The organism is Bradyrhizobium sp. BR14999 (assembly GCF_056106085.1).
The window spans coordinates 3,865,917-3,881,019 of sequence record NZ_CM148536.1 but is presented as its reverse complement, the minus strand read 5'-3'; the positions used below and the strand labels follow the sequence as shown (position 1 = coordinate 3,881,019).

Here is a 15,103-nt window from a genome sequence, read left to right as displayed (position 1 = left end):
GCCGCTTTGATGGCGCGGCATGGCTTGCCCTGCCCGACGACAAACGGCGTCCTGCCCTGATGGACGCCCGGTAAGGATCACGCTGGCGAGATGGGCGCGACAGGCGTGCGCAGTCTCCTGATCTAGTGTGCGCCGACTACCGTTGTAGCCACCATATCGCTCTGAGCGCTGATCGCTGGACGGATGAGGGCATCGAACCGCGTTTTGTGTGTCGAGCCTGCGGAAGGCGCGGCGCTGAGGTCCGGCCGGACTTCAATTGGGACGGCCTGCCCGTCCCGCCATGGGATATCGATAGTGGGCAAAAGACGGCCCCGGCCAGTGGGCTTCTAGGGGTGGGTGTGGCCGGGGCCATTTGGGGTGCTTGGACCTTGGGGAAGTTCAAGCGATTGCGAGCTTACTCACAGCTCGAAGGGCCGTTCTGTTCGTTTCCGAACATTGGCAGTACTCTTCCGGATAGGAAGAGGCTGCATGGGTAGGATTCGTAAATCGCGGCCAGTGCCTATCTTCCCTCCATGCAGATGGCGTACGAGCTGTACCTGGCGACCGCCTGCAAGCAGGTCCCGGACGGGCCGGACTGGATCCACGAAGTAAAGCACGACGGCTACCGGATGCTGGTCATTCGGAAGGACAAACGCGTGCGCCTGCTATCCCGCAATGGCACCGACTAGACCAAGCGCTATCCCTGGATTGCCGAGACGGCGCTGAAGAACTGGCAGAAGCAATTCGTCATCGACGACGAAGCGGTGATCCTGGGCGTCGACGGCGTCTCCGATTTCAACGCGCTGCACTGCCGCAAGCACGACCATGAGGTGCAACTCTACCCGTTCAATACCCTCGCCATTGGTGGCGACGACCTGCGGTCCCTGCCCATCCACATGCGCAAGGCGAACCTCGAGCGGTTGGTGGCTCGCCGGCCGGACGGGGTCACAGTGGCGCCCTTCGAGCGCGGCGAGATCGGCCCTGACCAATTCGGGCGGCGTGCCGCATGGGCCTAGAGGGTCTAGTGTCCAAGCACCGCGATCGGCCATATCGTGGTGGCCGCCAGAAACACTGGATCAAGGTGAAGAACCGCACGTATCCGGCAATGTATCGCGTGATGGATGCGCTCGGCTGAAGAACTTTTCGGAGCGGTGGGCGTTGCGTGGCGAGAGAAGCACTCGCCATGGATTACCAACACGGTTCCTGGCTCCGGCCACTCGCGATCACGCTGGGCATCGTGGCGGCTTGGTTCGTTATCAGCGTCCTGGTCTACCAAGAAAGCCCTGAGGACAAGCCTATCATTGTTTCATTGCTTACTGGCCGCAAGTAGTGAGCGTGGGACCAAAGCCCCGCGGCTGGTATCGTCACAGCCTAGTCTGCGCCGAGTCCGCGCCGGGCGATTTCAACGGTGTCCATCGAGGATTGTGCTCTTCGGCCGTCGACCTCATAGTGGAAAAGTCCGCCGCCGTCGCGCTCATAGCTGAAACGCCAAGTAAAGCGATCGGGCTGCCCCTCAATGAACTGCCGTCCGACGCTGGCGCCCACGATCTGAAATTGACATCAGAGGGCCTCTTATGAAAACGCGGAGGCTACGTGATTCGCTTGGCAAAGAAAAACCCCGCCGACCTTGTGAGCCGGCGGGAGTTTGGACTGTAGATTACGACCTCGGTTGCCGGTCGCTAAAAGGCTGTAGCAGCGTGGCCGGCCGGCCTGAACCGGCGGAGCGAGATCGACGCCCCCGATTCTGCGGGTGACGCTGTCAGCCAATATGGCAGCCAGAAAGCAGGCTACCGCCATCAGCCCGAAATGAAGGGCTAGAAACCAATTTTGGCTCACCTCCAACCATGCCTTCTTGGCGCCTGACCTGCAAGACCAGCGAGAGCTTAGGGCCCGCCAGCGTGAACCGGCGGGCCATTTGTCTTCACTTCTTCATGCAGAGACCGACTGTCGGCGAGGACCCACATTTCGCGCCGTCTGCGGCTCCTCCACTAGGACAGAATACGGATACCAGTGCTTCGTTATTATCGCAATTGACTGCGCCATCCGCTTGCACGGCGCGGATGTTGACGAGCACCGGATCACCCTTGTCCCCCTTATCGTCTTTTGGTCCCTGCGGCCCTTGCGCGCCGGCAGGTCCCTGTGGACCGGGTACGCCCTGAATTCGTTGAGCGCCTTGCGGGCCCGCCGGGCCTTGCGGTCCCGGATCGCCCTTTGGTCCAGGCTCTCTTCCGCAACCAACTAGCCCGAGGGCGGCGGTCATTGCGACGACCGTAATCATTTTTTTGCATTCGCGATCCTCCCACTGATCGAGACAATTAAACTGGTCGCCTGAGAGAGCCGCAATAGAGAAGCCTGCCAAGCTGGCGCCCCCTTATTCATCGCCTTAGCCGTCTGGCATGTGCCGCCAGACGGTTGCATTTCCTATGAGATCGGCGCCGGCGCTTACCGTTGCAGCCCGCGTATGGGCTGAGGAGTTCGGCAGCGCCAGAGTTCCTTCATGCGGTCCATGGTCGTCGGCTATCCAAGGCCGTTACCGGTGACGGACCGGCAGCCGGGAGTTGGAAAACACCCGAGAGAGTGGCGGGGCGCTTTTAAGAGTTTCCCCTCTGGACATAGCGCGGCCCCCGCCGGCCATAATGGCCAAGTCAAGCGCAGGCCAATGCGCTATCACGTTCAGCCGACGTTATCCCGACGCCAATCGGGATGCATGCTGACCAGGCATTGCGCGGATATATCTCAGTCCGGGTTATCAGCCCCCGGGTGATATGTAGCTAACCGGTAGAATGGGACCACCCATCTTTAGTCGAAGCTTATAAATGCTCTCGCATCGGTTGCTCACGCAATGCGTGCAAGGTAAAGCTCCTCAGCGGGTTAGTCGGGGAACGAGCGTATGCACACGCCATTGCGGGGACCGCAAATCAGTTCGGAGATCGGCACAAAGTACAGGCCAGATATCGACGGACTGAGGGCGATTGCCGTTCTCTCGGTGGTCGCTTTTCATGCTTTTCCCAGTGTAGTCCGAAGCGGATTCGTTGGCGTCGATATCTTCTTCGTGATCTCCGGTTATCTGATCACCTCGATCATCCTCCATGAGACGATCGAGCAACGTTTCAGCTTCACGTCGTTTTACTTTCGGCGCATCAAGCGAATCTTCCCGGCGCTGATCATCGTCCTGCTCGCATGCCTGCTGGCGGGCGCCGTCCTGTACTGGCCCGACGATTTCAGCCGGTTGGGCAAACACACGGCGGCCAGCGCCGGTTTCGTCGCGAACGTAGCGCTCTGGCAGGAAGCCAATTATTTCGATGTCGCCTCCGACTCGAAAGTTCTGCTCCATCTCTGGTCACTAGGCATCGAGGAGCAATTTTACCTCATCTGGCCAGCTCTTCTGTGGCTAGCGTGGCGCGCCAAGTTGCGGCGCGTCCTATTGTTTGCCGCTATCTTTACCGCCTCGTTTGTCTACGGAATCAAGACGGTCGGACCGAACCCAGTGGCCGCGTTCTATTCGCCGATCGGTCGCTTTTGGGAGCTTACCGCCGGCAGCGTCCTTGCGCTGGTCATCGTCACATCCCCCCCGTGGGCCGTATGGATTGAGCGGATCATCGCGGCCGCTCTTAGAACCGTCTTTTTTGAACGCGACTGCGGTATCGATCCCGACAAATTCTATCGCCATGTCCTGTCGACGCTTGGAATGGCGATGATCCTCTCGTCGATCTACGTCATCACTAAGCGCAACGAGTTTCCCGGCTGGGCAGCGCTTCTGCCCGTGCTCGGGACCTATCTCACGATCGCCGCGGGCCCTCACGCCTGGCTCAATCGGTACGCGCTCTCGAACAGGCTCCTGGTTTGGTCCGGCCTGATCAGCTATCCGCTTTATCTCTGGCACTGGCCCTTGCTGGCATTTGCGCGTTTGTTTTTCGATGGCGAGGCCGCACCGCCGATCCTTCGTGCGACGTTGGTCGTCGCCGCAATCGGCCTCGCCTGGCTCACCTATCACTACGTGGAGAAGCCGATCAGGTTCGGATGCCGTCAGCGCTGGATCGCGCCGGCACTCGCATCCGCAGTCGTCCTCATCGGCTCGATTGGAATTATCACCCTCGTGGGCGACGGACTTCCCGGGCGACTGTCTGCCGACAAGCGCGATTACGTCACGTATTTCGGCAATGCCTCTCCGATTATGCAGACCGAACATAGAGACGTCGGGCAGGATCAGTGTAACTTTTATAACGTAGATAGCCCGATCCCCACTCTTGTTCCGCGCGGCGCCATCGACCCAAGTTGCTACATCAGGCATTCGGACAAGAGCCTCATGATTCTTGGGGATTCAAACGCCGCTGACCTCTACTACGGCCTCAAAGCCACGCTTCCGAAGGAGATCTCGCTCTTAATGATCTACAGTTCGGGCTGTCAGGTCAGCGTCGTGGTCGAGCACATCATCAACACACATCACTGCAACATGGCGAACCATTTCGCCCTGGAGCGGATTAAGATTGATCCACCGGACGTGCTACTGCTCTCCTCCAACAACTCCTACGACATCGATTACATCCGCCAGTTCGCCACGCGCGTGAAAGGCTACGGCGTCAAGCATGTGCTTGTGCTCGGCATGCGTCCGCATTGGAAATTTTCGCTTCCACGCACTGTCCTCGACCATTTCTGGGCATCGACCCCGCGCTACATCCCGGGACATCTGGACATTCCAGCGATGTCGCTGACCTGGAAATTCCAATCGCAGCTGCGAGAAGACGAGCCATTCGAGTTCATCGACGAGATGCAGGCCTTCTGCAACGCGCAAGGATGCCTAGCCTTTTTGGGCGACAACCGGCGCGAAGGGCTCATTACGGCAGACACCGTGCACCTCAGACCGCATGCATCCCTTTGGCACGCCCGCGAGCATCTCGCACCGCTAATCATGAAGCACTTTTGATCGCGGCGTGGCGGCATTGTCGATCCACCGATTATTGGGGCCGTCTCCTCTTGCGCTCGCTTTCCGGTCGCAAAAAACATACGAGTCGATATTGGGGCTGAAATGGAAAATGGCGGCGTTCCTCGGCGTTGCGGTTTCATTGCTTGCCGCTGGGCTGTGGCTTTGGGCATCTCTGATCAATATTCTCGATAACATCGACACAATGATCGGGGAGCTTCAAAGGATCGGACGGGTGAACGCTGGGCGGCGGCAGCGGCAGTGATCGCCATCAGTTGAAATCCATCCCAGCGGCACTTCGGGTCGCTTTAGTCGCTCGCCGTCACCCGTAAATTTCCCAATATCGCTCGCATCGAGCTCATTCGATCATTTCGACATGAGATCGTCGAAACCGAAGGAATGGACTGAGGCTGAGCGGAAGCGGCTTGCGTGGCTGGCGCGCCGTCGTGTCGTGTCGGAGATAGCGGTGGCGCTCGGTCGGCACACCGGATCGGTGAGGCGAATGGCGCGCGCAATGGGCCTTACTCTAAAAAAATAATCTTGCCCACCTTCTAGCCTCATCCCTTGCGCTCGCCCTCCTCACCCTGCCTAGGCCACAATCAGCAGCCAAATAGATCGGCATGAAGCGTGCTTTATTCGTATTCCTTGCCTGCCTATCGCTAGCTGGCTGCACCACCGCGAGCAATTTCTACACTGTGCCTGATCCCAATGGCGTGAACGCCACTATCGGGCAGCGGCTGGCGGACCTACCGCATTGGATGGGTGGCTTGCCTGCCGATGCGCCGCCGCGTGCAGGTACGCCCGAATACGATGCGTGGATGGCGGCCAGGGCGAAAGAAGCAGCGAGACCAAAGAGCGGCAATCCTAAGCCGGACACCGCCCACTAGGACTGAAGCTTACCCCTTGCGTTCGCGCGGCGCCCATGTTTGCCGCGCTATGAATAGGCGGGATAAGCGCGAACTCAGCCGGCAACGCGCGCTCAGCGCGTCATGCTACCGCAAGCGAAGCAGGACACTGGAAGATAAGTTGAGAGAGGTTGTGCTCCTGCTAGCTGGAGCTTTTGCGATATTTTCGTTGACCTTGGCTGTCTATCAAGCGGCTCAAAAAGAGATTGCCTCCGCGAGCCTCCTGGCTGCAAATTTTTCTGGTCTGCACACTCATTGTGTTCCTTCCTCAGATCGAAATTCTGAAGGCCTGGGGCATCGAGGCTCGCCTCGTAAGAACGTTCGATCGGGCCGACGAGATCATGAAGCGCTTGCAGCGGCTCGCCGAGATGAACGCCAGAGCTACTACTGACCATTGCGTGAGGCAACTGGATGAGGACGCCGCCGGCAAAGGAGAAGAAAGCCGTTCTAGACGAAATCGATCGCCAGTTATCAGACCTCCAAGTAGCTGCTGAAGAGCGCGCTCTGATAACTCAGCCAGTTGTTAGTGATCGGAATCGATCTTTTCAACATCTCCACGAGCACGCTCCGGAAATACTCGGAGTGCGCTATTCGGCTTTGGTTGAGCGGGCCAGATCGACCAAGCAGGAGGACGTTGAAGACGCAAGGGACAGTCATTCAACGGGCGTTAGCGCGTATGAAAAGCGTGCGCAAGGGCAGCACCGCATTCTGAGACTTAACTTGTACAACCTCAAAGAAGATTTAGATCAAGCGTTGCCTCGCCCGGGCGAATGGCTGAACGAATGCGAATTTGCGCATCGCACGCTGGTTCGCAGACGACCTGACGGATCTGTATCGAAAGTGTGAGACCAGCGGAAACTACACCGCCGAAACTGCAAATTACCTCAACCATCACCTAGACGAACAAAAGGCCCGCGAATTATTCGGAGAGTTCCTCAAAGAGATCAGCGCAGGGCCTTGACCCTCAAGCCGTCATTCGAGCCGGCTCGCGCAGCCAACCTTCCGATTGCGCTTTCTGTGCGATCGGCTTTTCCATACCACGACTGTCAATACCTAGCAGACTGTCCCCTAATGCTGCCGCTTGGACGTCGCGACGCCAACCGTTGCGTGTTCATCCGCCAGTTGTGCCGGGGTCGGCGTCGGTGCTCGAGCCGGGGCTGACGTCGGCCCAGGACTCGGCGGGAGTGGGCCCACATCCATGACTTCCTCGATTGTGATCCCTGGGCCCGTAGCAGCGGCGAACGCTTGGCACGGCGCAAACAGCGTAGTCACCGAGGCAGCGGAGGGTTTAGGGCAGTTGTCCGAGGTTGTGACAGAATACACCGTCGAGCCGACCATTCCGGCAGCAGCGGTTACTGCAATCGCGACGAGATATTCGGTCCTCATGGTGATGGACCTCCATCGCCCCCCAACATAACTGTGCCAATTGGCTCTAGTTCCTTTTGCTGGCTTCAGGTTTACCAGTGGGTACTTTCGCTTGCTCTCGGTTCGTGGCTTGGCCCGATGGCTCGAGTTCGCACTCCATCTCGGCCGCCGAGCGTCGGAACGACGGACTTGGATGGCGATTCCTTCCGCGTCAGTGGAGTGTGCGATGTTGATGTTCCGGGGGCGACGTCCTACTTACCGTAGCCTGGAAGGCTGGGCTCGGTCGGTGTTGTTGGAAGCTGGCTCCATCTGCGAATGCGAAGAGCACGGTTGGATGCGGGGACCGCACTGGTCCGCACGCTCGTGATAGCGCTTTCGAGATTGCTCGCCAGCATCCGCCGACCGGGGTCTCGCGGAGACATAGTTGCCGCATCTCGCCCACCGCTATGTTTGCTGGACGAGAGAATGCAACGTCTTAACCGCGGCCTCCCGGTCATCCACAGGGACAAACAGGCTGACCGAATGCGGCGACAACACGTACTTGTCGGGGACAATCCCGTGATGTCCGAGAATCTGCAGTGCTCTGAACGGCAATTCTGACGAAACGCCGCCGAAGCAGGTGAGACTCACCGAGCTTGAAGCCTCGCGCTGCTTGCGCAGGTTTTTGCTTCGCTCCAGCGTGCGCAACAGCGCGTCGAGCCACTCTGAATCACAGGCCACGGACATACTGGTTTTTCCCATGGTGAAGCTCGAGGCGAGGAGTTGTGGCCAGGACAGACTGTTTTCCTTGAGATGCTGTGCGAATTTCTCGAAACCCTGATTGAGATCCTTGGAATCGATTTCCACATGCTCAATGCGAGCTATCGAGTTGACGGCTAGAACCTTTCCATTTTCCATGCCTGCAACCTCTTTCATCACTTGCGTGCCGTGTTCAACGCCACCCCACTGCTTGAGAATCAGAGGCACATCCTGACTTTGCGCCAGCTCTACGCTGCGAAAATGCAGGATTTTTGCACCCCAGAAGCACATTTCGGACAAGGATGCGAAGTCCACTCGCCGCAGCGGCTTTGCATCCGGCACGATTCGCGGATCGGCAGAACAAATTCCATCGACTTCTTTGATGATTTCACAGCGCTTGGCCTTCAGCGCCGCAGCCATTGCAACGGCAGTGGTGTCGCTGCCGCCCCGGCCGAGCGTTGTGATTTCCCTGGTCGGCGGGTTCACGCCCTGAAATCCTGCCAGCACCACAACGCGCCCGCGATCGAGTTCCTCACGCACGCGAATTGGGCGTACATCCAGAATGCGCGCCGAGGAATGAAAGTCATCGGTCAACACACCGGCCTGGCTGCCGGTGAAGCTGATCGCGGGCACTCCGAGATCGGAAAGCGCCATGCTCATCAGGGACATGCTGATGCGCTCACCAGTCGTCAGCAGCATGTCGAGTTCACGGCGATTGGGAGCAGGGCTCACCTGATAAGCCATCTGGATCAATTGGTCGGTGGTCGTGCCCATCGCGGAGACGATCGCCACGACACGATGACCACGGCCGTGCAGGTCGGCGAGACTGCGCGCAACCGCGCGAATCTTCGCCGGCGTTTCAAGACAGACACCGCCATATTTCTGCACGATGATGGGATGGTTGCGCATCTAACCTCGGTGAGAGACCTCGCTCGCCTCGCCCGAGCCGGCACCAGCTATCCATGTTCCGACGACTTCGAAGTTCGGATTAAAGGCGACAAAGTCCGCGCGGTAGCCGGGCGCGATCCGTCCAAGCTCGGACTCAAGGCCTAGAAATGCCGCAGGCGTCCGGGAAGCCATGATGAGGGCGTCGACAAGGGAGATTCCGATCAGCTCAACGGCGTTGCGCACCGCCTCGATCATGGTGAGATGAGCGCCCGCGAGTGTACCATCAGGGCCGGTCAGGCGATTTTCGTGCAACGCGATCTGCCTTCCTTGCAGCAAGAATTGCAAGTCGTTCGTGCCCACCAATGGCATGGCATCGGTGACCAGCATCAATCGATCGCGTCCCTTGCAGCGGGAGGCAACACGCAAACCGGCGCGGTCAACGTGGATGCCGTCGCAGACAATCCCCGCAAAGAGCCGATCATCCGCTAGCGCGGCGCCCACCAAGCCCGGCTCCCGGGCGCTCAACTGCGACATGGCGTTGAACAGATGAGTCACCCCTAAGATACCGCGATCGACCGCCGACCCGATGTCGGCTGCGGTGGCGTCGCTATGGCCGGCCGCGATACGCAATCCGGCGCCGATCAATTCATCGATCATGGACGCGGGCACGCATTCCGGGGCCAAGGTCACAATAGAGCGGCCGCGGTCCCCGAAACTTTTAATCGCGGCGAGATCGCGCCGATCGGGCACGCGTATCTCGGCTTCCGGATGAATACCCTTGCGAGACCTGTTGAGGGCCGGCCCCTCCAGATGAAAACCGAGCACGCCGGGAACCATCAGACAAGCCTCGGCGGCTGCGGCCAACCGCTCGAGGACCTCGATGCGGTCGGTAATGAGGGTCGGCAAGCAGCCTGTGGTTCCTGCCTTGCGGTGCGCTGCGACGATGCGTCGAATGCCCGCCTCCGTTGGCTGGTCGTTGAGAAGAACACCCCCTCCTCCATTCATCTGGATGTCGATGAATCCAGGCGCAAGGATCGCTTCTGTCGGAAGGTGGATTGAGGCGAGCCCGTCCGCCTCGCCGAAGGTGATGTTTTCAATCCGCCCCTGCGTGATCCTGACCGACCCCGGCCCGCGCATCTCGGCACCATCAAAGATGTGCTGCGCGGCAATCGAGAGAGAGACGGAAGACCCAGCGTGGCCCATCAGCATTGATCCAAGAATAGCAGTCACGGGCTCGTGAGGTGAGTCCCGTCCCCTTCAGGACCTTATATGTACCAGGAGCCTCGGGGACCCGGAGCAGACCCCCTTGCGTTAAATTTCCATGGGAACAAAAGGTACCACGTATCTCGGCATTGATGGCGGTGGAACCCGTTGCCGTGCCCGGATCGAGGACGAAAACGGCAGAGTGCTCGGCGAAGCCAGCTCGGGATCTGCGACGACGCGGATCGGCGTCGAAAAGGCCTGGCGTTCCATCGTTGAAGCGACCGAAGTGGCGGCAGCCCAGTCCGGCCTGACGCAAGAGGATTTCGCGCGGATGCACGCCGGAATTGGCCTTGCCGGACTTGGCCGCCGGGGCGCGGAAGCGGCGCTCAAGAACATCGCGCATCCCTTTGCGTCCGTCATCTTCATCAGTGACGGCCTCGCGGCCTGTCTCGGCGCCCACAGCGGCGCGGATGGGGCCATCGTGGTCGCTGGTACAGGCTCGGCGGGTGTCGGCCTGCTCGACGGGCGCGAAATCCGTCTCGCCGGCTACGGCTTTCCCGTGTCGGACGAAGGCAGCGGCGCCGACATCGGCCTGCAGGTTGTTCGACTGGCGCTGCGGGCCGCGGATCGCCGCAGCGAGCTGACCCCATTGCTTTCAGAGGTGCTGGGCGCATTCGATCATGATCCTTATCAAGCGGTGGCCTGGTCTGAAGAAGCCAAGGCCACGGACTACGCCGCGTTCGCGCCGATCGTAATGCGTCACGCCAATCAGGGCGATCCGGTCGGCCGTCGCATCGTCGAACGCGCGGCCGATGCAATTGGCGATCTGCTCGATTTGTTCCTGGCGAGAGGAATTGACCGGCTCTCGCTGGTGGGCGGGCTCGCGGATCCCATTACGCCATGGCTGACGCCTGATCTGCGCGCCCGCCTGAGGCGTCCTGACGCCGATGCAGCGGCCGGCGCCTTACTGGTGGCACGAGGACGGCTTGACCTGCCCAAGAGAGAAACTGAGCATGAACAGGCTTCGAAGTTCCGCGTTTGATGGCGCTTGGATCAACAATATGGCTACCGAAGAAGTCGATCCCCGTTTTGCCGACCTTGATGCTTGGCCGCTGACCTCGGCGATGGAAGCGATGTGGGAGGGCCAGCTTGCGGCAGTCGCCGCGATCGGCCATGCCCTTCCCGCGATCACTGCGGCGACTGAAGCGGCCAAGGCGGCGCTGGGCGATCGCGGTCGCATCGTATATGTCGGCGCCGGCACCTCAGGCCGCGTAGCGGTGCAGGACGGCGCCGAGCTGACGCCGACCTTCGCCTGGCCCCGCGAGCGCGTCCGCTTCATCGTCGCCGGCGGAGACAGCGCGTTCATCACCAGCATCGAGGGCGCTGAGGATGCTGTCGATGATGCGGTCACGCAGATCAATGCCGCGCGGCTCACGCCGCGCGACGTGGTGATTGCGGTAGCCGCCAGCGGGACAACGCCATTCACAGTCGCGGCACTGCAGCAGGCAGGCTCCTTTGGTGCAGTGACGATCGGTGTCGCCAACAATCGCGGCACCGCACTGCTGGAGTCAGCAAAATTTCCGATCTTGATCGAGACCGGCCGCGAGCTGATCGCCGGTTCCACGCGGATGAAGGCCGGCACCGCACAGAAGGTCGTTCTCAACCTGATCTCCTCGGGAATCATGCTCCGCCTTGGCCGGGTGTATCGCGGCATGATGGTGAACATGCCGCCGACCAATGCCAAGCTGAAGCGGCGCGCGGAAGCCATGGTCGCACAAATCGCGCACTGCGATCCGTCGCTCGCCGCACGATCGCTTGAGCAGGCCGAGGGAGACATCAAGACGGCTGTCCTTCTGGCGTTGGGTGTCGATAGGGTTGACGCTGAGACCGTTCTCAAAAAATGTGACGGCAACCTTCGGCGCGTATTTGCCGAGCTCGCCAGGAATCGTGACCAGCATCCCACCCGAGCGGCGCGCAATCGAAGCGGAGCGGTTGACCCGTGACGACATCCGCGATGGCGAGCGAAATCGGAGAAAGCGCGGATGTTGTCGCCAACATCGTTCGCAGTCGCCCCGCCGCACGCGACATCACACAGCGAATTGGGATTGGCTCCGCCCCCTTGTGCGTCGTGTGCGGCCGGGGAAGCTCTGGGCATGCCGGGGTTTTCTTGAGATATCTTGTCGAGACGCGGCTTCGCCTTCCCGTTTCAGCAAGCGCTCCTTCGGTGGTCACGGCATTTCGCACGCCCTTGATGCTGCGCCATGCGCTGTTCATCGTGATCTCGCAGTCCGGGCGCAGCCCGGATCTGGTCGCGGCGACAAGGTCGGCGCGCGCCGCGGGCGCCCGCACCATTGCCATCGTCAATGCAACGTCGTCGCCGGTGGCTGACGAAGCGGAGTTCGTCGTTCCGATCGAAGCCGGCCAGGAGCATTCCGTAGCTGCGACGAAGACCGTGATCGGCTCGATGGCTGCCAGTGCCGGACTCGTTGCCGAGCTGGCCGAAGATCAGGCGCTGCGGTCGGCTCTCGAGAGGCTGCCCGAGCGCCTGCATCGCGCGCTGGCGCTCGACTGGTCCGAGATTGCCGCCGATCTCGCCAAGGCGTCAGCCGTGTTTGTGGCGGCGCGGGGCCTTGGCCTGGGCTCGGCGAAGGAGATCGCGCTCAAACTTTCGGAAATCCTGCGCCTGCCTTCGATTGGTCTAAGCGCCGCAGAGCTGCTGCATGGGCCGCGCGCCGCGCTATCGTCGCGCACGCCGGTTGTCATGATGCGCCTCATGGATGAAACGGCGGCCATGGTGGACGCGCTGGCAGCAGAAATGCGCGAGCAAAAGATCGCGCTTCATCTCTGCGGTGGACCACATGGGTCGCTGACCTGGTTGGCGGAGGATGACCCCGCGACTGACCCGATCACCATGCTAGTTCCGGCCTATCGGATGATCGAGCAGACGGCTCGCGCCTGCGGGTTTGACCCGGATCATCCCCCTCGCCTGAGCAAGATTACCGAGACGTTCTGACAGGTGACTGATTGCTGGCGGCCGACCGAAAGCTGGATTACACCCCCGGGCAATGAAACGCAGCGGGCAACGGAGCGCGGTCCGCCGAAGCAATCATATACTCTACAACCGCAGTCGCCAAAGGAATGAATGGCGTATCACGCGAGCACTTTGATTTCGTCGACAGCAGATCGAGAGGACCATGGACCGCATCGAACTGTAGCGCTGCCGAACTCCTCACGATTTGGCGGCTGTGTAGACTGATCTGATGCGCGACACGATCAGCAGCGCCTTGGAAACTATATAACCCCCAGAATCAAACGCATGCGGCAGGCTGTCTAGCGCGCTGGCATAACATGGCGTACGTGCGCGGCTGAGTATTAGCCGCTCTCACGTCTCCTACATCTGTGCCTGCTGGACAAGTGAACGCAATACCTTCAGCTGCGGTTTCGCGGCTCTTCCCCGGGACAACCCGCATGCCTAGAGATGCTCGATGCAACCATGGACGGAACAATAACCCTATCCTGATCGGGTTCACCGATGTCTGGACCAGATCCCCGTGGATGCGGCGCGTCTCAATCACCGCGAACCGCTCTGAGATGTAAGGAGATCCGATACTCGGACGCGTCGACCACTCCCCGCAAAAGACTCGCCAGAGGCCCGGAGATGCACGGTCAAACAGGAAGCGTTAGGTTGTTATTCTAATCAAAGTTCACTCCTTTTCGCGTCGGATATCGACCGGCTTGAGCTTTGCGCGCGCTTTCTCGTCGTGAAGTCCCTCTCCACCCTACTACGTTCTGACGCTACGGTTTGTTCGCTGATCACCGGTGACATCAGGGAACTAGTCGCTACAGCTTTTTGACGAACTTCAACGTTTCGCGGTTGAGCTTACCGTTGGTAAATCTTTAGCGGCGCGTCAAAAGAAAGAAGGCTTGCGATTGTTCAACCGCAAGCCTCGGTCCACGAAGGACCAGTCTGGGAGGAGCCCGTGCGGGCTGCGATAACAGGGTCATCCGGTATCGCTCCTTCCACTCCGGCAACTTGGAAACCAGAGCGAAATGACCTTCGTCGAGGTCATCCAACCTCGACCATATTTGAGCAGCTTCTTCTATTTATGGATCAGGGGAGCCTTCGGCACCTGCGGCGTATCAAAGGACCAGATCTTGTAGCTGAGGGACGCATATACTGTCGTGCCCTGCTGTGCCGTTCCGACGGAGGGTGTGGCGCCAACGACGTGGGTACTGATCTCCTTCAAACCCCATACGTTCAGTACTACGGGTCCGAAGTCGTAGCTCACCCGCCCTCCAACAGCCCAGATGTCATATGACCGGGTGTTAATGGCGTTCTTGTAGAACGCACTTGATTCATCACTCGTCACCTGACCGACGTAGTAACCAACAGCACCCAAGGTCCATTTGTCGAAACTCTTTGCAGCGGTGAACTCGGCATGGAGAAGATCGCCGCTTCGATAATCTGTGAGGCTGTTTCGAGTATTGATTTCTCCGAAAACCCAAGCCGTGAAATTCCAGCCACCCTTCAGATAGGACACGACAAACTCTGGCTGGAAGGTCCACCACGGATTTCCAATGCTCCGTATACCGTTTGGTCCGGAGATCGTACCGTCGGGCACCCACATGCCCAAGCCTGTTTTCACAAAGAAGCCGCTATCGCCAAGCTTCCAGCTTAGTTCGCCCGGAACAATATAGGTGTTGTGCATGCCGACCAATTGTTGATTGATTGGCGCAGACAAAGAAGTGGAGGCGGCAGGCTGCACAATGACGGCATTGTACTTCGCCCCCAGAAATTCCCACCCAGGGGCGATGATAAAACCTACGCCCGCCCCCTCCGTGCGGAGCTGCGTTGGGGCTCCGTTGACCTGGGGCGCAGTCGGACCGACAAGATGGGCCGAGTACGACACGAACTGATCAAACATGTAAATGCCGGGCGGTGGCGTGCCTGCCGTTCCTGCCCCGAGCGTTAGCCCAGGTTTTTGCGCCCAGCCCGCGTAGCCGAGTTCGTAAGCTCTCGCACTGCTTGAGGCGACTGATGCTAACAGCATCGCGGCCAAGGTCAAAATTCGTCTAAGTTTCATTTCCCCCTCCGAGTCGTTTA

The 15,103-nt window shown here is 59.8% G+C and carries 12 protein-coding genes; 9 read left to right on the top strand and 3 right to left on the bottom strand.

The window, feature by feature from the left end; all coding sequences use genetic code 11:
- Positions 1–518: 518 nt before the first annotated feature.
- The 6 genes from ACR9YP_RS17860 (at position 519) to ACR9YP_RS17835 (ending at position 6,651) form a co-directional block, all read left to right on the top strand.
- Positions 519–668: an ATP-dependent DNA ligase gene (locus ACR9YP_RS17860; RefSeq protein ID WP_474220601.1), complete on the top strand. Its 150-nt coding sequence runs from the start codon at positions 519–521 to the stop codon at positions 666–668.
- Between the two features lie 75 nt (positions 669–743).
- Positions 744–995, top strand: coding sequence for a DNA ligase-like domain-containing protein (locus ACR9YP_RS17855; protein WP_474220600.1), 252 nt, complete (start codon positions 744–746; stop codon positions 993–995).
- Between the two features lie 167 nt (positions 996–1,162).
- Complete coding sequence (locus tag ACR9YP_RS17850; protein ID WP_164940500.1) at positions 1,163–1,309, top strand: hypothetical protein; 147 nt, start codon at positions 1,163–1,165, stop codon at positions 1,307–1,309.
- A gap of 1,560 nt (positions 1,310–2,869) precedes the next feature.
- On the top strand, positions 2,870–4,903 hold the full coding sequence (locus ACR9YP_RS17845) for an acyltransferase family protein (protein WP_474220599.1): 2,034 nt from the start codon (positions 2,870–2,872) through the stop codon (positions 4,901–4,903).
- Between the two features lie 7 nt (positions 4,904–4,910).
- Positions 4,911–5,165 carry a hypothetical protein gene (locus ACR9YP_RS17840; protein ID WP_474220598.1) on the top strand — a complete coding sequence of 85 codons (255 nt, stop codon included), beginning with the start codon at positions 4,911–4,913 and terminating at the stop codon, positions 5,163–5,165.
- 1,051 nt (positions 5,166–6,216) lie between these two features.
- Positions 6,217–6,651, top strand: a complete 435-nt coding sequence (locus ACR9YP_RS17835; protein ID WP_474220597.1) for a hypothetical protein — start codon at positions 6,217–6,219, stop codon at positions 6,649–6,651.
- A 963-nt stretch (positions 6,652–7,614) separates the two neighbouring features.
- Here the strand turns inward: ACR9YP_RS17835 and ACR9YP_RS17830 are convergent.
- Both ACR9YP_RS17830 and nagA read right to left on the bottom strand, forming a co-directional pair.
- Positions 7,615–8,817 (bottom strand): aspartate kinase, encoded by a 1,203-nt coding sequence (locus ACR9YP_RS17830; RefSeq protein WP_474220596.1) that lies wholly within the window; start codon positions 8,815–8,817, stop codon positions 7,615–7,617.
- Complete coding sequence (gene nagA, locus ACR9YP_RS17825) at positions 8,818–9,999, bottom strand: N-acetylglucosamine-6-phosphate deacetylase (protein WP_474221081.1); 1,182 nt, start codon at positions 9,997–9,999, stop codon at positions 8,818–8,820.
- A gap of 118 nt (positions 10,000–10,117) precedes the next feature.
- On the opposite strand from nagA, the gene ACR9YP_RS17820 reads away from it, so the two are divergent.
- The 3 genes from ACR9YP_RS17820 to ACR9YP_RS17810 are packed head-to-tail and all read left to right on the top strand — an operon-like array spanning position 10,118 to position 13,012.
- On the top strand, positions 10,118–11,041 hold the full coding sequence (locus ACR9YP_RS17820) for a glucosamine kinase nucleotide-binding domain-containing protein (RefSeq protein ID WP_474220595.1): 924 nt from the start codon (positions 10,118–10,120) through the stop codon (positions 11,039–11,041).
- 19 nt (positions 11,042–11,060) lie between these two features.
- A complete protein-coding gene (locus ACR9YP_RS17815; RefSeq protein ID WP_474220594.1) occupies positions 11,061–12,002 on the top strand; it encodes an N-acetylmuramic acid 6-phosphate etherase in 942 nt (313 codons plus the stop codon).
- An 11-nt stretch (positions 12,003–12,013) separates the two neighbouring features.
- Positions 12,014–13,012, top strand: a complete 999-nt coding sequence (locus ACR9YP_RS17810) for an SIS domain-containing protein (RefSeq protein WP_474220593.1) — start codon at positions 12,014–12,016, stop codon at positions 13,010–13,012.
- Between the two features lie 1,087 nt (positions 13,013–14,099).
- On the opposite strand, the gene ACR9YP_RS17805 is transcribed toward ACR9YP_RS17810, so the two are convergent.
- Positions 14,100–15,083 (bottom strand): SphA family protein, encoded by a 984-nt coding sequence (locus ACR9YP_RS17805; RefSeq protein WP_474220592.1) that lies wholly within the window; start codon positions 15,081–15,083, stop codon positions 14,100–14,102.
- Between the last annotated feature and the right edge of the window lie 20 nt (positions 15,084–15,103).